Source organism: Paenibacillus sp. AR247 (genome assembly GCF_002968895.1).
GTDB lineage: Bacteria > Bacillota > Bacilli > Paenibacillales > Paenibacillaceae > Paenibacillus_AQ > Paenibacillus_AQ favisporus.
Genome location: NZ_PCZT01000026.1, coordinates 157,017 through 179,578, shown reverse-complemented (window position 1 = coordinate 179,578; position 22,562 = coordinate 157,017). Strand labels below are relative to the sequence as shown.

Below are 22,562 nucleotides of genomic sequence, written 5' to 3'. Positions count from 1 at the left end.
GCCGGTAGGAATACTCCTCGATGATGGGCCCGGGCCCCGCTTCATCGGGTCTGTTCTCGATGTTATCGTAGGCATCATAGTCCTCCCTGACCGTGTACCTATTATTGGCACGATCCAGGTCCCAGTCTTCCGAGCTGTCCGGATAGCGATGATCTGGCCCGTCCGCAACGGAATCATGCTCAGGTGTATCCTCTGCCCGCTCTTGGATTCCGTAACCCATCCTCTCCTCCAGACGCTCCCAGCTGTCCTCCCTGTTAAACGGATCACTCCATCCCTGCATTGACGCAGGCACAGCCGATATCGGGGTACGCTTTGTTTCAACATCGCGGCGGTTGCTTCCGGAATTACGATCATCCGCCCATGCAGGGTCCTGTGCAGCGGATCCCGCAACCGTCAGCTGTCCGCGGTCCTTCTTATCTTCAAGCTGGCGCCCTTGTTCTTCATCAAACCGGAACGTCATTCTCGCCTTGTTCACACCCAAACACCTCACCCTTGTCCGTATCTACTATGTATATATGATAGATTTCCAGAAGTTATGTTTGATTGTCCCACGAAAATGACAAGAGCAAAAAACCGTAATCCCCCTTCAGAATCAGGGAATTACGGTTTCTTCGGTCATGATCATTTGCAGCCCTGCCCATCCGGCAGAGGCATTCCTTACATTGTCTTGGCGATTTCCGCCCCGACTTTCCAAATGTCGCCTGCCCCCATGGTCAGGACAAGCACCCCTGGCTGGAGCCGCGGCTTCAGATCGTTCAGGACATCTTCCTTCGTCGGCAAATAACGGGCACCCGCATTGCTGTTTTTGACGATCAAATCAACCAGCTTTGAAGAGCTCACGCCCTCGATCTGCTTCTCTCCGGCTGGCGAATAAATGTCGGTAATGATCACTTCATCGGCTCCGCCGAACGCCCGGCTGAATGCATCGAGCAGGAAGAAGGTCCGTGTATAGCGCTGCGGCTGGAACACGGCGATAATCTTTTTGCCCGTAGCCTTGGCGGCGCTGATGGTAGCTTCGATCTCCGTCGGGTGATGCGCGTAATCGTCGATGATCAGAATATCGTTCTTCTCGCCGAGCACCTGGAAACGGCGTTTGGCGCCGTGGAACTTCGAAACGCCCGCAGCGATGGATTCGAACGGAATCCCGGCCTTCAGGCAGGCGATCACCGTGGCCATGGCGTTATAGACGTTGTGGCGTCCAGGAACCGAAAGCTCGACGGTTCCCAGCGTCTGTCCGTTATGCTTCATCGTGAAGGATACGTGACGGTCGCCCAGGACTAGATCCTCGGCGGTATATTCCGCATCGGAATCGATCCCATAGGTGGCCACATTGCAGCGGATCGAAGGAAGGATCGCGCGAATATTCGCGTCATCAGCGCAGACGACGGCCGTGCCGTCTTCCTTGATCTGGCTCAAAAACTGCACATAAGCGCTCTTCAGCTTCTCGAAATCGCCGTCGTAGTTTTCAAGATGATCCGCCTCAATGTTCGTCACGATGCCGAGCCACGGATGGTACTGCAAAAAGGAGCCGTCGCTCTCATCCGCCTCAGCCACCACGTAGTCCCCTTTGCCGGCCTTGGCGTTCGTGCCGACGTTCATAATTTCCCCGCCGATAATAAACGTCGGATCTGCGCCGCATTCCTCCATGGCGAGTGCAATCATGGACGACGTAGTCGTCTTGCCGTGTGCTCCCGCAACGGCGATGCCCTTGCGCTCATTCAGCAATCTGGCCAGCATTTGCGAGCGGTGAAGGATCGGAATGTTCAAATGCTCCGCCTCTCTTCGTTCCACGTTGTCTTTGGGAAGCGCCGTCGAATAGACGACCAAATCCGCTCCGTGAACCTGCTCGGCCGTATGGCCTATATAAATTTTGGCTCCCTTGGCAGCCAGTTTTTCCGTTAATTCCTGGGCAGCCACGTCCGAACCCGTGACCGTGTATCCCATTTCCAGCATAACCCGTGCGATGGCGCTCATCCCGTAGCCACCAATACCGATAAAATGAACATGTTCAGAATTCAACAGATTTTCACCAACCTTTTTCAGAATCGGTCTGACCCAGCAGGGCTGCCCGCACATCAGAAATCAAATACAGCGTGCCGGACACCACTGCCAAATCCCCCGGTTCTGTCCGTAACTTAAGTATGTCTAGCGCGTGTTTCCAATCCGGTTCTACGATGATCTGCAAACCTGGTTTGCCGTGAGAATGCTTCAGCCGCTCCACAATGTCCAGCAAAGCATCAGCGTCCATTTTTTTCCGGAAATCCGGCTCGGTCAGGATAAGCGTATCCACTATTGGAAGTATATGCTTCAAAGAGGACTCATGATGCTTATTTGACAGCATTCCCATCATCAAATTTAACTGTTTAAAGTGATAATGCCTTTGCAGGCTCTTGCTGAGGCTCTCCAGCCCCTCCGGATTATGCGCCCCGTCCAGAACAATCCGCGGAGAATCGCCCACTTCTTCGAGCCGGCCGGCCCACTTCGTATCCCGGAATCCCTTCAGCAGATCCTCATCGTCCATGACAAAAGCCATGTACTGCCGCAGCACTTCCAGCGCCATCATCGCGCCGGCGGCATTAGCAATCTGGTGCTCGCCCTTCATCCCGATGCTCAGATCCAGCTCGCGGAAAGGACCTTTGAAATGGAACGTCTGCAAGGAACCGTCCAGACCGGTATATTCGTAGGTGAACTGCTCTCCCGCCAAATACAGCGTCGTGCGGCACTCTTCGGCTTTTTGCTTCAGCACCTCAATGACTTCCGGCTGGTTCACGCAGCTGACCACCGGAACGCCTGGTTTGATAATGCCAGCCTTTTCCGTGGCGATTTCCACAAGCGTATCGCCAAGAATATCGGTGTGGTCCATCCCGACATTGGTGATGATGGAGACGATGGGGTGAACGATGTTCGTTACATCCAGCCTTCCCCCGAGCCCGGTCTCCCATACAACCACGTCAGGGTAGCATTCCTCGGCATAATACAGAATCGCCAGAGCCGTGGACACTTCGAACATCGTCGGCGATCCGAGCTCCGTGGCCGCAATCTCCTGCACTGCAGGGTACAGGCGGTTCGCCAGGGAGAGCAGCACCTCCTCCGGAATGTCTTCCCCGTTGTACTGAAAGCGGTTCGTGAATTTGGTGATATACGGCGAAGTATACGTGCCTACCGAATAACCGCTTTGCAGAAGTACACGGGTCAAGTAGGCGCATGTCGACCCTTTCCCGTTCGTACCGGCGACATGAATGAATTTCAGCCTCCGGTGCGGGTTCCCGAACTTCTCCATTAACGTTTCGATCCGCTGCATCCCCGGTCTGATCCCAAACGGAATCAGACCGTTAATCCAATTCGCCGCCTCTTCATATGTGCGCAGAGAAGCCTCCCGTCCGGCTTCCAATTGATCCCCCATACCATTCACCTTCTGAATTTTAGTTAAGTTTCTGCTGCGTCGTGATCAGCCTCTCAGCTCTTCGATCCGTGCGATGACTTTGCTGCGTTTATCGGAATAGTCGGCCATCTTGGCCTTCTCCTCTTCAATGACTTTTGCCGGCGCTTTCGCCACAAAGCCTTCATTGGCCAGCTTTTTCTCCACCCGCTGCACTTCGCTGTTCAGATGCTGCAGCTCTTTCTCCAGCCGCGCAATCTCCTGGTCAATGTCGATCAGACCGGCTAGCGGCAGGTACAGCTCGGCACCGGTAATCACGGCGGTCATCGCCTTGTCCGGCGTCGTCAGGTCCAGACCTGCCGTAAAGCTCGAGGTGTTGCAGAAGCGCTGAACGTATACTTCGTTCCGGTCCACGATCTGCAGCACTTGCTCATCGCCCGCCTTCAGCATCAGCTCGATCTTCTTGCTCATCGGAACATTAACCTCTGCGCGGATGTTGCGAACGGCACGGATGGCATCCATCAGCAGCGACATCTCGGCTGCAGCTTCGGCATCCTCGAAGGCTGGATCATACTCCGGCCATGCCGCAAGCGTGATCGTTTCCCCTTCGTGAGGCAGATGCTGCCAAATTTCTTCGGAGATGAACGGCATAAACGGATGAATCATCCGCAGCGTGCGGTCCAGCACATAGCTAAGCACCGACTGCGTCGTTTTCTTGGCGCTCACATTGTCTCCGTACAAAGAGAGTTTGGCAAACTCAATGTACCAGTCACAGAGGTCATCCCAAATGAAGTTATACAGGAGCCGGCCCGTTTCACCAAATTCGTAGGCATCTATTAGACGCGTAATGTCACGGGAAGTTTCGTTCAGGCGGTGGAGAATCCAGCGGTCCGCCGTGCTGAGCTCTCCGCTTATGTCAATGTCGTCATATGTGAATCCTTCCAAATTCATCAGAGCGAATCGGGAGGCGTTCCAGATTTTATTGGCAAAGTTGCGCGCCTGCTCCACGCGTTCCCAGCGGAAGCGCAGATCCTGCCCCGGCGTGCTGCTCGTGGAGATCATGTAGCGCATCGCATCTGCGCCGTACCGTTCGATGACGTCGAGCGGATCGACGCCGTTGCCGAGCGACTTGGACATTTTCCGTCCTTCGGAATCCCGGACCAGACCGTGCATCAGCACGTCCTTGAACGGAATTTCGCCCGTAAATTCCAGCGCGGTAAAGATCATCCGGGCTACCCAGAAATAGATGATGTCATAGCCCGTAACGAGTACATTCGTCGGATAATAACGCTCCAGATCCGCCGTCTGCTCCGGCCAGCCGAGGGTAGAGAACGGCCACAGCGCCGAACTGAACCAGGTGTCCAGAACGTCGTTGTCCTGCGTAAGCTCGGTGCTTCCGCATTTGGAGCATTGGGTTACATCCTCATGCGCGACGTGGATCTCGCCGCAGGATTCACAGTACCAAGCCGGAATCCGGTGTCCCCACCACAACTGACGCGAAATACACCAATCCCGGACGTTTTCGATCCAGTTCAGGTATGTTTTCTCGAAACGCTCCGGAACAAAACGTACCCCTTTGCCTGCCTTTTGCGCCTCGATGGCTCTTTCTGCGAGCGGCTGCATTTTAACGAACCACTGCGTCGACAAGTAAGGCTCGACTACGGCGCCTGTGCGCTCGCTGTGCCCTACCTGGTGCACATGGTCTTCGATTTTGATCAGCACGCCGAGGTCCTTCAAATCCTGAACGATCTGCTTGCGGCAATCGGCCCGGTCCATGCCTTCGTACTTCGCAGCCTGGTCATTCATCGTGCCGGTCTCGTCCATCACGATGATTTGCGGCAGATCGTGGCGCAATCCCACCTCAAAATCGTTCGGATCGTGTGCCGGGGTAATTTTTACGGCGCCGCTGCCGAATTCTCGTTCCACGTACTCGTCGGCAATAATCGGAATCTCGCGTCCAACTATCGGAAGCACGAGCATCTTGCCGATCATGTCCTTGTAGCGCTCATCTTTCGGATGAACCGCTACCGCCGTATCGCCAAGCATCGTCTCGGGACGCGTGGTCGCTACCGTAATGTGGCCGCTTCCGTCCTTCAGCGGATACTGCAAATGATACAGATGGCCGTTGACTTCTTTATATTCAACTTCAATATCGGACAAGGCGGTTCTGGCGGCCGGATCCCAGTTAATGATCTTTTTGCCGCGGTAGATCAGCCCTTTTTCATAGAGTTTCACGAAAACTTCGCGAACCGCCTTCGACAGACCTTCGTCAAGCGTAAACCGCTCTCTGGAGTAATCCAGGGAAAAGCCCATTTTGGCCCACTGTTCATGAATCGTTTCCGCGTATTGGTCCTTCCATTCCCATACTTTCTCCAGGAACTTCTCGCGCCCCAGGTCGTGGCGGCTAATATTCTGCTCACGCAGCTTCTGCTCCACCTTGGTCTGCGTCGCGATGCCCGCATGGTCCGAGCCCGGAAGCCACAAGGCGTCGTATCCCTGCATCCGCTTCGTGCGGATCAGAATATCCTGCAGGGTAAAGTCAAGGGCGTGCCCGATATGGAGCATCCCCGTTACGTTTGGCGGCGGAATCACGATCGTGTACGGCTCCGCCTCGGGCTTCTGCCCGGCTTTGAAATACTGGCCGTCGATCCAGTATTTGTACCATTTCTTCTCGGCCGATTTCGGGTCATACGTCGTCGGCATCCCGGTTGTTGCTTGGTTTTCCTGGTCTGTCATATTGTTCATCCTCCATCACAAGATCAGCTTTGCCAAAAATACAAAAAACCTTTCGTCCTCAAAGGACGAAAGGCTGTTCTTTCGCGGTACCACCTTTGTTTTGCGACAAGCAGCACAAACACGCATGCCCCCCGCAACACTCCATACAGATAACGGCTGCAGCCGGCCGGCTCTACCTCCCGCGCCTTCGAACGCAGGTGCTCAAACCGACAACTTCCGGGCGACTTCGGACAGCTGCATCCTGCGGAATCTTCCAGCGCTGCAATTCCGCTCTCTGAAGGGCAATACCGCCTACTCTTCCCGTTCATCGTTTTTTTGAAGATGGTTAAATGGATTCATTTTCAGCGAAGCTGAAGCGATTCATATCGCAAGAAAAACTTCCGTCAAATACGGGATGTCTTCTGTAATTGACGTTCATTGATGTTTTTCTGCAAAACATATACTCCATAATAACGCGCTTCATGTCGATAGTCAACTTCCCTTGGCCCAAAGTGCAGGACCATTTTCCCGTGTTCAGGCAGGCCACATCCCGGGAACAAAAAAAAGCCCGGCGCAACAAAGCGCCAGGCTCTTCGGATTGCATCAAAAACGTTACGGGATGTACAGAACTTGACCTTCCTGCACGGTCTGGTCCGCCAGCCGGTTGTACAGTACTAGCTCCCGCGGCGTCAGCTGATAACGGTCGGCGATCGTCTCGAGCGTCTCTTCCCGCTGAACGATGCACAGCCGGACCTTACGGAAAGGAGTCTGCTCGGAGATACTGCCGAGGAACAGGTTCTTCCATTTGATATCATCTGCTTCAGCAGCACCCGCGCTGGCGGCGGCATCAGCAGCCTGCTGCTCCTCCTGTGCCTGCTGGTACTCAAGCTCCTTGATCGAACGGCTTGAGGACAAGATCGAGGAAAAACCGATCGCTTCCTTCTCGCCGGACTCGGGTTCCTTCTTGCTTCCGAGCGCAATCCGCATTTCCCGGTCTTCAGGCGGTTCTTCCTGCTGAACTTTATCCTGGAAAGCTCCAAACGGGAACGTAGGCTCGCTGAACGGGTCTTTACCCGCCGCGTTCAAATAGATGTCTTCTTCCTGTTCTTCATCCGCCTGAACCGCCGTCGCCTCCGGATGCAGCAGCTCCGACTCCTCTTCATGCTCAAAATGCCACTTGTTCGGGTACTGGGGCTCCGCTGTCCGGTCTGATGGTTCCTTGTCCGTATGTAAAGCGGATAATCCGGCCACCTGCGGCGGAGGCGCTGCCGCTTCCCGCTCAGGTTCGCGGGCAAATTCCCATGCGGTAGACGGCGCAGTTTCACGGGAATCGGACGCCTGAGGCACAGCCGCTTCCTCCGGCTCGGACGGAGGAACAGCAGCCGCTTGCCATACGGCTTCCCAGGCTGCCGCTTCCCGTGCTTCATCCGAGTCATCGGCTTCCGTGGCTTCGATCGGAACCTGTTCCGGCTGCTCTGCCTGAATTTGGGACTGAGGCGGCGCAAAGGACGGAGCCGGTGCGGTCCAGACAGGCGCAGGGTCGTCCGGCGGCGTGAATTCACGCTGTTCCGGTTCTGCCGAAGCCGGTTCTTCCTCCCGCTCTTGCGCGAAGATAGCCGCTTCCTCCGGAATGTCCTCATCCGGTGCATGAACCACCGTGAATTCGTCCGCTTTCCAGGCGGGTGATTCCGCGACCTGAGTCTCGATGCCGCGCAGAGAGAGAACGCCCGTAATATTCAGGCTTCGTTTGGACAGCAGGTCGACGTCGAAATTTTCGATTTCCACCGCAATGTCATCCAGCGAGGTTACCCGGTTCAAGGGAACCGTAATTTCCACTGGAATGAAATGCTCCAGCCGCTGCGTCCCTTCTTCCTCACCTTCGCTTCTGTACAGCCCCGACAGGAGCAGATGCCCGCGCAGACTGGCTTGTTCGTCCTGGCTGATCACTTGAATATGCGGAAGCAGCTCGATTTCCTCGAGTTCTTCGATTCCCGCCACGTCTTCGTTTAAATGAATGCGTTCGTAAATGTCAAAGCGTAAACCGTAGGACTGGTCAAACACAAATAACGTCCTCCTTTTCGGCATATTTCTAACTGTGGGCCATCCCCACAGCACGAGCCAAAATCATTACTCGTTCTATTTATATGCTTTAAAAAGAGGAGCATGCCAGTTTTCATATGATACTTAGGTTTACGCTCTCACAAGGGCTTTGAGACGCTCCATATCCTCGGGCCACGGATCGCTCACCTCAATCTGCTCGCGTGTGAGCGGATGGGCGAAAGAGAGACGCTCTCCGTGAAGCGCCTGCCTGCCGATGGCGGACATGCTTCCGCCGTACAGGGCATCGCCCAGCAGCGGGTGGCCGACATGACTGAGATGAACGCGGATCTGATGCGTCCGTCCGGTTTCCAGCTCCAAGTAGACGAGGCTGGCTTGATTCCCGGCTTCTGCATGGAGAATCCGGGTCACCGCAGATTGCCCTCCCGGAGACACCCGTCTGCGCTGCTTGTGATGGCGGTCCTTGCCGATGGGCAGGTCGATGACCTTCAGATCCGCAGGGATCCGCCCCTCGACAAAGGCGGCGTAAATCCGCGAAATCCGCTTGCCGCTCATCTCCTTGTCCAGCACAAGCTGCGCCCAGTCATTTTTGGCATACAGCACGGGCCCAGTGGTATGCTGGTCGAGCCGATGAATATGCCTGACCGCAATCTCTTCCCCCTGCATCTGATAATGGGCGGCCACGGCATGATCCAACGTGATTTCGTCGGAGTGTCCATCCGGGTGAACCTTCATCCCGGTAGGCTTGTGAACGACCAGGCAGAAGTCGTCCTCGTACAGCACGGTGAGATCCATCCAGATCGGCTCGATCCCCGCCTTGCGGGCAGCAAAAAGGGCCAGCCGAAGCCGGTCCCCTTTCCACTCGATGCCATTTGATGCCTTAAGCTGTCCAAGTAGCTTCTCTGGCATGCCTACCTCATTCAGCAGCCACGCCGCGGCCGCCGCTTCACGGTCTTCGGCCGATGCGATTTTTTTGCCCGGAGCCAGCTCCAGCCATTCCCCGCGCCGGAGCCAGTGGTTCAGGCTCACAGCTGCTTGAGGGCGTTGTAATTGGCTTCGATCGTCGCATCGATGTCTTCGATGCTGTGGGCAGCCGATACAAACATCCCCTCAAATTGGGAAGGAGCCACGCTCACGCCTTCCTCAATCAGATTGCCGAAATATTTGGTGAAGCGCGGAATGTCGCTCGTCTTCGCCGTATCGTAATTCACGACAGGCCCTTCCGTGAAGAAAGGACATACCATGGAACCGACGCGGTTAATCGTCACCGGAATGCCAAGCTCTTTGGCATTTTTCACAAAACCGGCCTCCAGACGGGCTGCGCGCTCTTCCAGCTGGTCATATACGGCAGACGTCAGGAGCTTCAGCGTCGTAAACCCAGCCGCCATGGCCAGCGGATTTCCGCTCAGCGTGCCCGCTTGATAAATCGGACCCGACGGCGCCACTTTCTCCATAATTTCGCGTTTGCCACCGTATGCGCCGACAGGCAGTCCGCCGCCGATGACCTTGCCCAGGCAAGTCAGGTCAGGCGTAATGCCGAACCGGCCTTGGGCACAGTTCAAATGAACACGGAACCCGGTCATGACCTCATCAAAAATGAGCAGGCTACCGTATTTCGTTGTAATTTCGCGCAAGCCCTCCAGAAAGCCCGGAAGCGGAGGCACGACGCCCATGTTGCCGGCTACCGGCTCCACGATAACGCAGGCGATCTCCTCGCCAAAACGTTCAAAAGCAAGCGTAACGGACTCAAGGTCGTTGTATGCAACCGTGATCGTGTTGCTGGCCACGCTTTCCGGCACGCCCGGGCTGTCAGGCAGACCCAGCGTCGCCACCCCGGAGCCGGCTTTGATGAGCAGGCTGTCCGCGTGTCCATGGTAGGAGCCTTCGAATTTCAAAATTTTGCTGCGTCCCGTGTACCCGCGGGCCAGGCGAATCGCGCTCATCGTCGCTTCCGTACCGGAATTGACCATCCGGACGATGTCGATTGAAGGGACACGCTCGCACACGAGCTTGGCCATCTCCGTCTCAATCAGCGTAGGCGCGCCGAAGCTCGTGCCTTTGGCCGCCGTTTCCTGAACCGCAGCAATCACTTCCGGATGGGCGTGTCCCATAATCAGAGGCCCCCAGGAGCCGACGTAGTCGATGAAACTGTTGCCATCAATATCGTACACGCGCGATCCTTGGGCATGGTCCACATAAATCGGCGTAAGGCCGACCGATTTAAAGGCGCGGACAGGGCTGTTCACCCCGCCGGGGATATACTGCTTGGCTTCTTCAAAGGCCGACCGGGAAGCCTCCTCCTTGCGCTTTCCTGACATACTGCTCATGTCATTCACTCCAATCTATCGGTTTAAATCACCCCGCAATGCGGGGATTTTGCTCCGATGCTTCGGTTATCCCTTGATCCACCGGGCCACGTCTTTGGCAAAATAAGTAATAATGATATCCGCGCCGGCGCGCTTCATGCTCGTCAGCATTTCCTGCACCACGGCTTTTTCGTCGATCCAGCCTTGAATGGCCGCCGCTTTGACCATGGAGTACTCCCCGCTCACATTGTAGGCGACGAGCGGAAGGTCGAACTGATCTTTCAGCGTGCGCATAATGTCCATATAGGACAAAGAAGGCTTGACCATCAGCATGTCGGCCCCTTCAAGCACATCGGATTCCGCTTCACGCAGCGCTTCTCGCGCGTTGGCCGGATCCATCTGGTACGTTTTGCGGTCGCCGAACTGGGGTGCCGAGTCGGCTGCTTCGCGGAATGGGCCGTAGAAGGCGGAAGCATATTTGACCGAATAAGACATGATCGGAATATGCTCAAAACCGTTCTCATCAAGCCCTGCGCGGATCGCCTGCACGAAGCCGTCCATCATGTTGGACGGAGCGATAATATCGGCGCCGGCTTTTGCCTGGGACACCGCCGTTTTGACCAGCAGCTCCAGCGATTCATCATTCATGACGTCACCGCACACATGGCCATCCCGTTCATAGGTATGCACCATGCCGCAGTGTCCATGATCCGTAAACTCGCAGAGGCAGGTGTCGGCTACGACGAGCAGGTCCGGATACCAGGACTTGATCAGGCGTGTGGCTTCCTGCACGATGCCGTCTTCCGCAAAGGCCGAGGAGCCGATGCTGTCCTTCGTTTCCGGAATGCCGAACAACAGCACGGCCGGAATGCCGAGGGAGGCAATTTCGTCCACTTCTTCTTTCAGCCGGTCCAGCGAAAAATGATAGACTCCCGGCATGGATGAAATCTCGTTTTTTATGTTTTCTCCATAGGTTACAAAAATCGGCATGATCAGGTCATTCACGTTCAGCACCGTTTCGCGCACCATGTTCCGCATGCCCGCGGACTGGCGGAGGCGCCGGTGTCTTACCATTGGAAAACTCATAGCTGTAAACCTCCTGTTGGTAGATATTTACGAGTCTAGGGTCATCCCAGACCCTTCTATTCTGATGCGGCAGCAGCTTCCGCGTTCCACAGGCACAGCGACCGGACAAGGCTGTCCAGCGTCGCTTCTTCGGCAACGATGCCTACTTCAAGGCCCGCGTCACGGGCTGTCTTGGCCGTAATTTCTCCAATACATGCAACTTCCACGCCCTGCAGCAGCGCTGGCGGGTCCTGCACTCCCATCCGCTGTAAAATCGAGAGCAGATTGTTCACCGTCGACGTGCTGGTAAACGTCACGGCATGAATCCCGCCCTCTTCCAGCAGCCGGATCAATTCGGGATCGTCCTCCGCCCGGCGATCGTCTGGTACATCACGGCGCTGGTGACCTCGAGTCCCATCTCGGCGAGCTTCTCAGGCAGCCAGTTTCGTGCCAGATCCCCGCGCGGAAGGAAGACCTTCTGGCCGGCGAGCAGCTGGCTGCCCAGCGACTCGATCAGTCCTTCCTGCTGGAAGCGGTCCGGCAGCTCCACGGGGATGATGCCCCGCTGCCCGAGTGCTTCGGCTGTGGCCGGGCCGACCGCCGCAATTCGCGCCCGGTGCAGCTGCCGGATGTCCTTCCCCTGCTCCTTCAAATGGCGGAAGAAGTAGTCGACACCGTTGGTGCTGGTGAAGAACACCCAGTCGTATTCACCGAGCCGGTCGAAGGCGTCCTTGAGGCCCTGCTTAAGCTCGGGCGCTTCGGGATACACCGTCTCGATCACGGGAAATTCGTAGGGCTCCCCGCGAGCTCCTCAATCCGGTTGACCAGATCGCTTGCCTGGGCCCGGGAGCGGGTGACCAAGATCCGCTTGCCGAACAGCGGCTGCGACTCCGCCCATTTGAGCTGCTCGCGCTGCCGCACGACGTCGCCGACAACGATGACGGCCGGCGGCTGAAAGTCCGCCTGCTTCACTTTCTCCGCGATGTCGGCGAGCGTCCCGGCGAGCACCGCCTGCTCCGCCCGCGTCCCCCACCGGATCAAGGCCACCGGCGTGTCGGGGTTGCGTCCATGGCGCATCAGCTGCTCGGCGATATAACCGATCTTGGCCACGCCCATCATAAAGACCAGCGTTCCGGTCGCGTTCGTGACCTTGTCCCATTCGATCATCCGGTCCAGCTTGTCCGGGCTCTCATGCCCGGTGATGATGGACAAGGAAGAGGCCAAATCCCGGTGGGTCACCGGAATGCCTGCGTACGCCGGTACCCCGATCGCCGCCGTAATGCCGGGCACGATTTCATAAGGAATGCCGTTTCGCCTTAGCAGCTCAGCTTCCTCACCTACGCGTCCGAATATCGTCGGATCGCCGCCCTTCAGCCGCACGACCGTTTTGCCCTGCAGGGCAAGGTCCACCAGCAGCTGGTTGATCTCTTCCTGCTTCATCGTATGGCGGTCCGGGAGCTTGCCGACGTATATTTTTTCCGTTCCAGGCTTGAGGGAATGCAGCAGCTGCGGCCCCGCCAGGCGGTCATACACGACGACATCCGCCTTTTGCAGGCATTCCAGCCCTTTTACCGTAATTAATTTGGCATGCCCGGGCCCGGCTCCCACCAAAAATACTCTTCCCGCCATGTTCTCATCCCCTACTCCCTGGTCTGTTCCAGTATTGTCTCGGCTCCCTGGGCAATCAGCTTATTGGCAACGTCTTCCCCAAGCTTCAGTGGATCCGTTCCCGTCAGCGTTTCTTTTAAAATGACGTCCCCTTCGGGAGATCCTACCATTCCCGTTAATTGTATAACGGGCGGAGTCTCTTGGGAATGCTCCGCCTCGAACGGAACGAGTACGGCGTGTGCCCCGATCGGCACCTGGCAGCCGCCGTTCAGCACGGCGAGAAATTTGCGTTCGGCAGCAACGGTCAGCTCCGATTCCTTATCGTTATATAAATCAAGCAGTCTGCGCAGATCCGCATCATCTTCGCGGCATTCGATGCCGAGCGCTCCTTGGCCAACAGCCGGCAGGCAGGTCTCCACCGGAATATACGAGCTGATTTTATCCTCCCAGCCCATGCGGTACAGCCCGGCAGCGGCGAGAATGATCGCCTGGAAGCCTTCCGTCTCGAGCTTGCGCAGACGCGAGTCAATATTCCCGCGAACAGGCTCCAGTTCCAGGTCCGGCCGGTGAGCCTTCAGCTGGCTGGAGCGGCGCAGGCTGCTCGTTCCCACTTTCGCTCCCTGCGGAAGCTCGTCAATGCTTTTCCCATGAAGGGAAATGAGACAGTCCCTCGGGTCAACACGGCGGGGCACCGCACCGTTCATCAGACCCTCGGGGAGAACCGAAGGCATGTCCTTCATGCTGTGCACGGCCATATCGATTTCGCCGTCCAGCATAGCCTGCTCGATTTCTTTAACGAACAAGCCTTTCCCGCCAACCTTGGACAACGTCACATCCAAAATGCGGTCGCCTTTCGTCACGATCTTTTTCACTTCGAATTGAAAATCAAACCCGTGTTCCGCGCACAGCTGCTTCAGCTGGTCGATGACCTGCCCTGTCTGCGTTAATGCCAATGCGCTTTGTCTGCTGCCTACTACGATTGTCCGCATCATGATTCCTCCTGGTTGTTCGCAATCCAATTTGTTCCGTATCCCACGGCTCAAACGTGCCCTTGCGGATTTCATCCAGCACTTCAAGCTCTGCCGCTTTCATTAATAATCTTTGCCGGCTTTCCGGGCGCGTAACCTGCCTCTTGATGCTGCTGCGCATCCGGTACATCCATTCGAGATATTCCTCGTATTCAGGGCCGTATTCATCCTCCAGCCTGTCGCAAATCTCCGCGGCCAGCGCCGGTCCGGCGCCCGATGTGGACACGGCGATCACCAGCCTGCCCCGGCGCAGCACGCTCGGGCTGATAAAAGAACCCGTCCTACTGCCGCTGGCCGCGTTTGCCAGCGCGCCCATCCGCTCTGCTTCATCAATCACGGCACCGTTCACGTCAGGCGAGGAGGTTGCCGCATAGACCAAAAAGGCCCCCGCCAAATCTCCCGCCGCGTACTCGCGGGAAATCCAGCGGATCCGGCCTTCCATTACAAGCTGCCGCAGTCCTTGTGTCACTTCCGGACTGATCACCGTCACATCGGCCGAAGCCGCAAGCAGGGAGTTTACCTTTCTTTCGGCCACGGCCCCGCCGCCCACCACGGCGCAGCAGCGCCCCTTGCAATCCAGCATTACGGGCAAATATACCGACAAAGGACTCACTCTCCTGTCCAACGGTGAAAATCGGACCACGTATTCAGTACGAAAATAAATATAATAAACGCATATCCGATCAGAATCCACTGGGCCATTACTTGACCGGAATGCTGTTTGGAACGTTTACGAATCAGAAAAAAATAATAAATCGCCAGTCCGGCAAGCGTAGCCACTACTTTCAAGTCCAGCAGCAGGCTGAGCTTGCCTTCGGAAATAAGCGACAGCACCGCGACGATGAACGAAACGGATAAGAGCGGAGTTCCGATCGATGCGAGCAGGTACGTATACTTGTCCATCAGCTCAAGACTCGGCAGCCGGCGGACGGTGTCACTCCATTTTTTCCCTTTCAGCCTTCTATGAAGAAACAAATACATGCCGGCAAATACGGCGGCAATGGTGTAAACGGCGAAGCTTAGGTTGGCAAGCGTGATATGCAGAATGAGCAGGCCGTGTACCGTCTCCCAATGACGCAGCGGGTTATTCCCGGCCGCAAACCATAAACGGTTCAGCACCATGGCGCTGAATCCGATGATGCCGAGCAGCAGGACGGCAAACTCCGACCGCTGCACCCAGTTCATGATCAGCGCGGCGATAACGATACTAAATGAAAATAAGAGCAAAAAATCAAATGGGGTAAAGATCGGCAGCATGCTCTCCTGCCACGCTCTGATCAGAAGCGCGCCTCCCTGCAAAACGCCAACTACAACAAGAAGCCCTGTACCCATCCGCTTTGCCCCCTGATTGCGTCGTATGCAATCCGAGATAAAAAACAGAAGGCTCAGGGCGTAGATATAAATGCCGGCATCGTAAAAACCAGTGAGCAATGTCAACTCCCCCTACCGGCTTACAGGCTTGCAGGAGTCAAAGAAACCTTGGACAGCTTCATGTCCGATGGGTTCTTGCTGATCCCTTGCGGGACCGTGCCGGATTTCTCCATGACGCTGCTGCCATGACCGGACGCATTCATGTCCTCTTCCAAAGCAAATATATGTGTGAAAAACTCTAGCGCCTCGTTGCCTTCCTTGCCGCCGGCCATTTCCTTCAAGCGGTTGATCGGATCGTGCATCATCTGATTGACGATGCTCTTGGTCAACCGGCGGATGACTTTGCGCTGATGGTCGTTCAGTTCAGGCAGCTTGTTAAACAGGCTTTCCAGCGTCTCTTCATGAATCGCCGTGGACTTCTCCTGAAGTGCACGGATCGCCGGCCGGATGCCGAGCGTCTTGAGCCATTGATAGAACGCCGTCTTCTCCTCTTCGATCATCACTTCGATCTTCGCCGCTTCGGCCCGGCGCATTTCGAGATTGCTCTCAACGATTCCTTCGAGGTCGTCAATATCATACAGAAATACGTTGCTAATCTCAGCGATAGCCGGATCAATGTCCCGCGGCACTGCGATATCAATCATAAACAGCGGTCGGGATTGCCGCTTCTTCATGCTCTCGCTGACCTGCGCCGGCGTAAGGACATAATCCTTTGCACCCGTCGAGCTGATCAGGATGTCCACTTCGTGAAGCCGGGCAATCGCCTGCTCCATCGTGCACGGCGTACCTTGAAACTTGTTGGCCAGCTCTTCCGCCCGCGCGAGGGTCCGGTTGGCGACGATCACCTCTTCGGCCCCGTTCGCGTACAGGTGCTTGACGGTCAGCTCGCTCATTTTGCCGGCGCCGAGAATGAGCACCTTCTTGTCGTTGAACATGCCAAAAATCCGTTTGCCCAGCTCAACGGCCGCGTAGCTCACGGACACTGCGCTTTCCCCAATGGAAGTCTCCGAATGGGCTCTCTTGCCTAGGGTCACGGCCTGCTTGAACAGCATGTTGAACCAGGTGCCCGTCGCTTTCTCCTCCTGGCTCTGCAGAAAGGCGCTGCGGACCTGACCCAAAATTTGCGTCTCCCCGATCACCATGGAGTCCAGACCGCAGGTCACCCGGAACAAATGGGAAATGGCCTGCTCGTCCTCATATATATATAAATGCTTTGTAAATTCTTCCCTTGGGATGTCAAACCATTGCTCCACAAAACTGCGGATGAAATATCCGCACATATGAAGACGGTCTACCACCACGTATATTTCAGTGCGGTTGCACGTAGCCACAATCACGCCTTCCATTACACTTTTCGTCAGCATCAGCTGGCTGAGTGCCTTTGGAAGTTCGCTTTGATCAAATGTAAAACGTTCCCTCACTTCTACAGGCGCTGTACGATAGTTTAATCCGACAACGACGATGTGCATTACGTGTTCACCTGCCTATGTTTCATTTCAAAAAAAAAGTCCAGTTCAGGACGTTTTTTTGATAATATCAGAAAGTATAAACTCCAGAGCCATGGCTTCCTGATATTGCAAGAAAAATTCATTTAAACGCGGTCTGTCTTCTTTGAAGGTACGTCGATAGACGTTTTTCTTACGGTACGTTCATTAACAACGTGTTCATTATATCACAAATGTCCTGCTCTCTCTGAACTATTTTTGAAATGTTTATGAAATTACATGTGATTTATTGTGTCACAAAGCACTGGGCTTTATACCCTCTTTATTGCGTTTCTTCCAGCGTCTTGGCGAGTTCTTTGCCGATTTTCTTCAGCTGGCCGGCTTGCGAGGCGATCACGTGCCCGTCCTCGCTCAGCAGCTTTTCGTATACAGGCATGACACCTGCATACAGCTGGCTGTACCGAAGCAGCATGTCCTTCTCCGCGTCGGTGAGGAGGCGGTTGCCGCCGATTTGCCACTCTGTGATTACATTAACCAGATCACCGACAGGTTTAAGCGGGTCGACGGCACCGTCCCCAAATGTTTTTGCCAGCCGGTCGTGAGCATACGACGCCGAATAAGCCGCCAGCTTGAGGGCGTTCAGCTCATCGGTGCGCGAACTGCCAGCCGCATCCGCCAGGGACGTTCCCAGCACCTGCATTTGAAACTGGGCCACCTCGAACAGCATCCTTTCAGCATTCTCTCCTTCGGTATGAGGCCACATCATCCGATACCCTTGGTAGACAAGGCTGACAAGCAGTACCAGCAGCAGACCGACAAACAGCAAATCCCTCTGTTTTCTCCTTCTCACGCTTAAGCGAACCTCCCTGTTAACAAGCTTACTACTCATTGTATGGGAGTCCAAAAAAACAAATAACCATGGAGATGTCCATGGTTATGATTTAGATATCGTTATTCGTGCCGCGAAGTTACACCAGCTCGGTCTGTTTCAGTTCAGGGGTTTCTACCGTCAATTCACCCAAACCGCGCACCAGTTTCTTGGCGTAAGTTTTCTCAGGTTTCAATACGGATACCAGGTAATCAATGGCCAACTGTGGATCTACCGTCTCACCGCAAGTGTAGCAGTCGATCGCTGCGAATCCTCTCTCAGGATACGTGTGGATCGAGAGGTGGCTTTCTGACAACAATACGAGTACTGTAGCGCCTTGTGGTTCAAACTGCTTGGATTGTACCGACATGACTGTAGCACCGCATGCTTCGGCTGCCTCAACCATTTGAGCCTGCAGAAATTCCGCGTCATTCAGCATGTCAAAATCTACACCCCAAGTATCAACAGCAACGTGTCTTCCGAAAGTTGAATATTCCATCCTTCGGTTCCCCCTTCCTAGGAATAAAATGTTTGAAAATTTCATCCGCTAGGACCTACGTCATTCACTTCCCGAGGGAATAATCTCTCGCAACATTCAATGTCCTGAGTGAATCCTGGTTCCTATATAATTCTTTTCAACGAGATTAAAAATAACATCTATCCGCCCTAATTGCAACCCTTTTTTATCCTTTGCAAATATTTATTTTTAGCCACTCATCCCCGCGTCACCCGACCCGTTTTACCGGGCGTTTGAGACATAAAAAGAACCCTTCGGTTACCGAAGGGTTCTCTTTCCCCGAGGCCATCTCAAGCCTCAAGTGCAAACCATTTATGTGTGGTGAGGCGCAGTTTCTGGTCAATGACAGCAATCTGTTCAGGGGTCACCGCTTTGTTCCGTTCATCGAGCCAAAAATTAATATCTTGGTACAAACGGGATATTTCCTGTTCAACCTCGGTGAGCTGGAACATCCGCTGGAGTTCTCCGGCCGTATGCTTATATTCATACACCAGCTTACTCTGGGAAGTCGTAACTTCCGCAATTTTGCGAACCGAGCCTTTTTCATAATAATACATCATCGTGAATCCTTGATAAATACGATTGACGATTCCGTCTCCTTTGCAGGCGACGAACAGTTTGCGGACCGCGTTTGTCAGATGAGGGTTCACCAAGCGGCAAGACAATTCACAGATGTATAACGAACCTTTACGCTCCAGAGGGAGATGAACCGCCTCGCCGCTTTCGTCTTCAAGCACAATTTCTTGTCCTCCGCCGTCCAGTACTTTCACATAAGGATGCACATGACAGCTTTCCGCCGAATGCAAAAATTGGTTCAATTGCTGCTCCGTCATTTGTAAAGTAGTTTGAACATACTCTGTGGCTAACCGCTGAGCCATAAAAATCTCCTCAATTCTTTTTTATGATTACAGAACGATGTGCTCCAGCACGGTTCGATTCTATAATCGCAAGAAAAATTTCCGCCGTACATGGCGGGTGAAGATTGTTAAAGGCACTCAAGGCCTCTTTAAACAACCTTTAGTATTATTATACAGCACATCCTCGAGCATTGGCTTGCTGAGCGAACCATGAATTTCCTTCATATTTCATAAAATAACGGATTAAACCGGATTGTAGCCGAAAAATCTTATGGGATGCTCACTTTCCTCCCGCGAAAAGTCGGAATCCCTATAGTATACAGCGAATTTATCGCATTTTCGTTAAGTTGAAGCGTTACGGGCTCTCCTGCTGCCCTTCCTGCGGAACCGCACCGGACTGTGGAGAATCGCTGCTTTCTACAAAAGACTGGATCACAGCCCATAACTCTTCTTTACCCACACCCAGCTCCGAGAAAACATGACGAACAAATCGTGGCTGCGGAGAAGTAGGCTCTCCTTCATTTGCTTGACGTGTTTCTGCCAGCGGCTCTTCGGTATTTTATCCGCTTTCGTGGCCACGACGCAGATCGGGATGTCATAATGCTGAAGCCAGTCATACATCATGACGTCATCCTTGGTCGGCGGGTGGCGAAGATCCACCACCATGAGAACCAGCTTCAGCGTCTGCCGCTCCAGCATGTATTTCTCAATCATCTTGCCCCAGGCCGCCCGCTGCGTCTTGGACACTTTGGCGTAGCCGTACCCTGGGAAGTCCACAAAATACAAAGCCTCATTAATACGATAGTAGTTCATATGCTGGGTTTTGCCCGGGGTCGAGCTTGTTCTCGCCAGGTTCTTCCGATTGATCATCCGGTTGATGAGCGAGGACTTGCCGACATTGGAACGCCCTGCCAGAGCAATCTCCGGCAAGGCGTCCACAGGATATTGGTCAGGGCCGACGGCGCTGATAATAAATTCTGCATTCGTAACTTTCATGTTAAATAAAACCCTCTCTAGTGCACTCCCGCCTGCTCCACCAGTGCATGCTTCAGCACCTGGTCCATATGGGACACCGGAACAAACTCCACTTCTTCTTTGACACTGTCCGGAATCTCGCGCAGATCCCGCTCGTTGTCTTTGGGGAGCAGTATTTTTTTGTAGCCGGCGCGGTGCGCAGCCAGCGATTTCTCCTTCAGTCCGCCGATCGGCAGCACCCGGCCGCGCAGGGTGATTTCACCGGTCATGGCGATGTCTTTGGAGACATGCTTCTTGGTCAGGGCCGACACGAGGGCCGTGGCAATCGTAATGCCTGCCGAAGGTCCATCTTTCGGAATCGCCCCCTCAGGGATATGAATATGGATATCATTCTTCTCATGAAAATCGGGGTCGATGCCAAGCTCATCGGCTTTGGCGCGCGTGTAGCTGAAAGCGGCCTGTGCCGATTCCTTCATCACGTCCCCCAATTGGCCGGTCAGGGTCAGCTTGCCGGATCCCGGCACGACCGTGACTTCGACCATTAATGTTACGCCGCCGACCTCGGTCCAGGCCAGGCCGGTTACCGCACCAATCTGATCCTCGAGATCGGCCACGCCATATCTAAAGTTCGGGCTGCCTAAATAGTCCTTGACCTCGTCCGGCTCAATGGTAATTTTATCGATCTCTTCGGATACGATGATCTTCGCAGCCTTCCGGCACAGCGCCGCGACCTGCTGCTCCAGGTTCCGTACGCCGGATTCCCGGGTGTACTCGCGGACCACTTTCATGAGCGCCTCTTCCCCGATCTCCAGCTGGTCTTCGTTCAGGCCATGCTCCCGTTTCTGCTTCGGCAGCAGATAGCGCATGGCGATTTGAAGCTTCTCCAGTTCCGTATAACCCGGGATGTTGAGCACTTCCATCCTGTCCAGCAGCGGACGCGGAATATTATGAATGGCATTCGCCGTCGTAATAAACATTACTTGGGACAAGTCGAACGGAATCTCGATAAAATGGTCGCTGAACGTATTGTTCTGCTCCGGATCGAGCACCTCCAGCAGCGCCGAAGACGGGTCTCCCCGGAAATCCGAAGCCATCTTGTCGATCTCATCCAGCAGGAATACCGGATTCAACGCACCCGCATTCTTCATTCCCTGGATAATCCGCCCCGGCATCGCTCCCACATAGGTACGCCGGTGACCGCGGATCTCCGCTTCATCCCGCACGCCCCCGAGCGATATCCGGACAAACTTGCGGTTCAGCGATTTGGCGATCGATCGGGCAAGCGAAGTTTTACCAACGCCCGGAGGTCCGACCAGGCACAGAATCGGCCCTTTCATCTTCTTCACCAGCTTCTGAACGGCCAGGTATTCGAGTACGCGCTCCTTCGGCTTGTCGAGGCTGTAATGATCCTCGTTGAGCACCTGCTCCGCCTTGTGGATATCCAGATCGTCCTCGGTCTTAGCCGACCAGGGAAGGCCAAGCAGCCAATCGAGATAATTGCGGATCACGCCGCCTTCCGCCGAGCTTGCAGGCATTTTCTCGAGACGGTCGATTTCTTTCTCCACCTTCTCTTTGACCCTTTCGGGGAGCTCCTGCTTGTTCATCTGCTCACGCAGCTCTTCGACTTCTCCGGCGCGGCCTTCTTTCTCGCCCAGCTCCTTCTGAATCGCCTTCATCTGTTCGCGCAAATAATATTCCTTCTGCGTCTTTTCCATCTGCTTCTTGACGCGCTGGTTAATTTTGCGCTCCAGCTCCAGCACTTCGCGTTCGTTATTCAGAATATCGAGGAGCTTCTCGAGCCGTTTGCCAACGTCGACGGTCTCCAGAATATCCTGCTTATCCTTGATTTTTAACGACAGATGGCTTGTAATGACGTCGGCCAGCCTGCCGGGCTCGTCGATATCGGACACCGCTGCCAGCGTCTCGGGCGTTACCTTTTTCGATAAATTAATATAGTGCTCGAATTGACTGAGTACCGTACGCATCAGTGCATCCACTTCAGGATCGTCGCTGTCTTCCTCCTTCAGCTCGCGGGCAATGACTTCGTAATATTCTTCATTGTCCGTGTACTGAATGATCTCGGCGCGCTCCATCCCTTCTACCAGCACCCGGATGGTGCCGTTCGGAAGCTTCAGCATCTGTCTGACGTTGGCGACAGTGCCAACCCGGAAAATATCTTCCTGCGTTGGTTCTTCTATGTTCACCTCGGACTGAGAACAAAGGAGAATCAAATTATCTTCCACCATTGCTTTTTCCAGCGCTTTGACCGATTTCTCCCGGCCTACATCGAGATGCAGAACCATGCTCGGGTAGACTAGAAGGCCTCGCAAAGGCAGTAAAGGAAACCGGCGGCCTTTTGATTTACTGGGC

General features: G+C 54.7%; 16 protein-coding genes, 2 pseudogenes and 1 other annotated feature. All 18 genes and pseudogenes read right to left on the bottom strand.

The features are described from left to right. Positions 1 to 475: hypothetical protein (locus CPT76_RS38180; protein ID WP_181153243.1), on the bottom strand; the 475-nt coding region annotated here is incomplete at its 3' end. A gap of 182 nt (positions 476 to 657) precedes the next feature. Next, positions 658 to 2,022, bottom strand: coding sequence for a UDP-N-acetylmuramate--L-alanine ligase (murC, locus tag CPT76_RS35040; RefSeq protein WP_105446197.1), 1,365 nt, complete (start codon positions 2,020 to 2,022; stop codon positions 658 to 660). 4 nt (positions 2,023 to 2,026) lie between these two features. Further along, the gene (locus CPT76_RS35035; RefSeq protein WP_105446164.1) at positions 2,027 to 3,403 is read right to left on the bottom strand and encodes a bifunctional folylpolyglutamate synthase/dihydrofolate synthase; all 1,377 of its coding nucleotides are present in this window, start codon (positions 3,401 to 3,403) and stop codon (positions 2,027 to 2,029) included. A 45-nt stretch (positions 3,404 to 3,448) separates the two neighbouring features. Next, on the bottom strand, positions 3,449 to 6,115 hold the full coding sequence (locus CPT76_RS35030) for a valine--tRNA ligase (RefSeq protein WP_105446163.1): 2,667 nt from the start codon (positions 6,113 to 6,115) through the stop codon (positions 3,449 to 3,451). 58 nt (positions 6,116 to 6,173) lie between these two features. Then, positions 6,174 to 6,432 (bottom strand) — a binding site (T-box leader). Between the two features lie 274 nt (positions 6,433 to 6,706). After that, positions 6,707 to 8,155, bottom strand: coding sequence for a LysM peptidoglycan-binding domain-containing protein (locus CPT76_RS35020; protein ID WP_258169097.1), 1,449 nt, complete (start codon positions 8,153 to 8,155; stop codon positions 6,707 to 6,709). A gap of 129 nt (positions 8,156 to 8,284) precedes the next feature. Next, positions 8,285 to 9,181: an RluA family pseudouridine synthase gene (locus CPT76_RS35015; RefSeq protein WP_105446160.1), complete on the bottom strand. Its 897-nt coding sequence runs from the start codon at positions 9,179 to 9,181 to the stop codon at positions 8,285 to 8,287. Continuing rightward, positions 9,178 to 10,479, bottom strand: coding sequence for a glutamate-1-semialdehyde 2,1-aminomutase (hemL, locus tag CPT76_RS35010; protein WP_181153242.1), 1,302 nt, complete (start codon positions 10,477 to 10,479; stop codon positions 9,178 to 9,180). Before hemL ends, CPT76_RS35015 begins: the two co-directional genes overlap by 4 nt. 66 nt (positions 10,480 to 10,545) lie before the next feature. Continuing rightward, the gene (hemB, locus tag CPT76_RS35005; RefSeq protein WP_105446159.1) at positions 10,546 to 11,544 is read right to left on the bottom strand and encodes a porphobilinogen synthase; all 999 of its coding nucleotides are present in this window, start codon (positions 11,542 to 11,544) and stop codon (positions 10,546 to 10,548) included. Between the two features lie 56 nt (positions 11,545 to 11,600). Next, positions 11,601 to 13,152: pseudogene (gene cobA / locus CPT76_RS35000) on the bottom strand (uroporphyrinogen-III C-methyltransferase). A gap of 11 nt (positions 13,153 to 13,163) precedes the next feature. Further along, on the bottom strand, positions 13,164 to 14,120 hold the full coding sequence (hemC, locus tag CPT76_RS34995) for a hydroxymethylbilane synthase (RefSeq protein WP_105446158.1): 957 nt from the start codon (positions 14,118 to 14,120) through the stop codon (positions 13,164 to 13,166). Beyond that, positions 14,017 to 14,763 carry a precorrin-2 dehydrogenase/sirohydrochlorin ferrochelatase family protein gene (locus CPT76_RS34990; RefSeq protein WP_105446157.1) on the bottom strand — a complete coding sequence of 249 codons (747 nt, stop codon included), beginning with the start codon at positions 14,761 to 14,763 and terminating at the stop codon, positions 14,017 to 14,019. Before CPT76_RS34990 ends, hemC begins: the two co-directional genes overlap by 104 nt. Before the next feature lie 5 nt (positions 14,764 to 14,768). Next, positions 14,769 to 15,491, bottom strand: a complete 723-nt coding sequence (gene ccsA, locus CPT76_RS34985) for a cytochrome c biogenesis protein CcsA (protein WP_105446195.1) — start codon at positions 15,489 to 15,491, stop codon at positions 14,769 to 14,771. Between the two features lie 119 nt (positions 15,492 to 15,610). Then, positions 15,611 to 16,999, bottom strand: coding sequence for a glutamyl-tRNA reductase (gene hemA / locus CPT76_RS34980; protein ID WP_105446156.1), 1,389 nt, complete (start codon positions 16,997 to 16,999; stop codon positions 15,611 to 15,613). 298 nt (positions 17,000 to 17,297) lie between these two features. Further along, positions 17,298 to 17,825: a hypothetical protein gene (locus CPT76_RS34975; protein ID WP_146116525.1), complete on the bottom strand. Its 528-nt coding sequence runs from the start codon at positions 17,823 to 17,825 to the stop codon at positions 17,298 to 17,300. Positions 17,826 to 17,943: 118 nt separating this feature from the next. Beyond that, a complete protein-coding gene (gene speD / locus CPT76_RS34970) occupies positions 17,944 to 18,342 on the bottom strand; it encodes an adenosylmethionine decarboxylase (RefSeq protein ID WP_089548381.1) in 399 nt (132 codons plus the stop codon). A gap of 308 nt (positions 18,343 to 18,650) precedes the next feature. Continuing rightward, the gene (locus CPT76_RS34965; RefSeq protein WP_076174350.1) at positions 18,651 to 19,238 is read right to left on the bottom strand and encodes a non-ribosomal peptide synthetase module; all 588 of its coding nucleotides are present in this window, start codon (positions 19,236 to 19,238) and stop codon (positions 18,651 to 18,653) included. 334 nt (positions 19,239 to 19,572) lie between these two features. Continuing rightward, positions 19,573 to 20,213 (bottom strand): annotated as a pseudogene (yihA, locus tag CPT76_RS34960) (ribosome biogenesis GTP-binding protein YihA/YsxC). Between the two features lie 17 nt (positions 20,214 to 20,230). Next, positions 20,231 to 22,562: endopeptidase La (gene lon, locus CPT76_RS34955; protein WP_258169096.1), on the bottom strand; the 2,332-nt coding region annotated here is incomplete at its 5' end.

Excerpts from the sequence above, each read along its gene's own strand:
- CPT76_RS35035 (WP_105446164.1), bottom strand. The coding sequence starts at position 3,403 with ATGGGGGATCAATTGGAAGCCGGACGGGAGGCTTCTCTGCGCACATAT.
- CPT76_RS35030 (WP_105446163.1), bottom strand. The coding sequence starts at position 6,115 with ATGACAGACCAGGAAAACCAAGCAACAACCGGGATGCCGACGACGTAT.
- hemL (WP_181153242.1), bottom strand. The coding sequence starts at position 10,479 with ATGAGCAGTATGTCAGGAAAGCGCAAGGAGGAGGCTTCCCGGTCGGCC.
- hemB (WP_105446159.1), bottom strand. The coding sequence starts at position 11,544 with ATGAGTTTTCCAATGGTAAGACACCGGCGCCTCCGCCAGTCCGCGGGC.
- hemC (WP_105446158.1), bottom strand. The coding sequence starts at position 14,120 with ATGCGGACAATCGTAGTAGGCAGCAGACAAAGCGCATTGGCATTAACG.
- ccsA (WP_105446195.1), bottom strand. The coding sequence starts at position 15,491 with ATGGGTACAGGGCTTCTTGTTGTAGTTGGCGTTTTGCAGGGAGGCGCG.
- hemA (WP_105446156.1), bottom strand. The coding sequence starts at position 16,999 with ATGCACATCGTCGTTGTCGGATTAAACTATCGTACAGCGCCTGTAGAA.
- speD (WP_089548381.1), bottom strand. The coding sequence starts at position 18,342 with ATGGAATATTCAACTTTCGGAAGACACGTTGCTGTTGATACTTGGGGT.
- CPT76_RS34965 (WP_076174350.1), bottom strand. The coding sequence starts at position 19,238 with ATGGCTCAGCGGTTAGCCACAGAGTATGTTCAAACTACTTTACAAATG.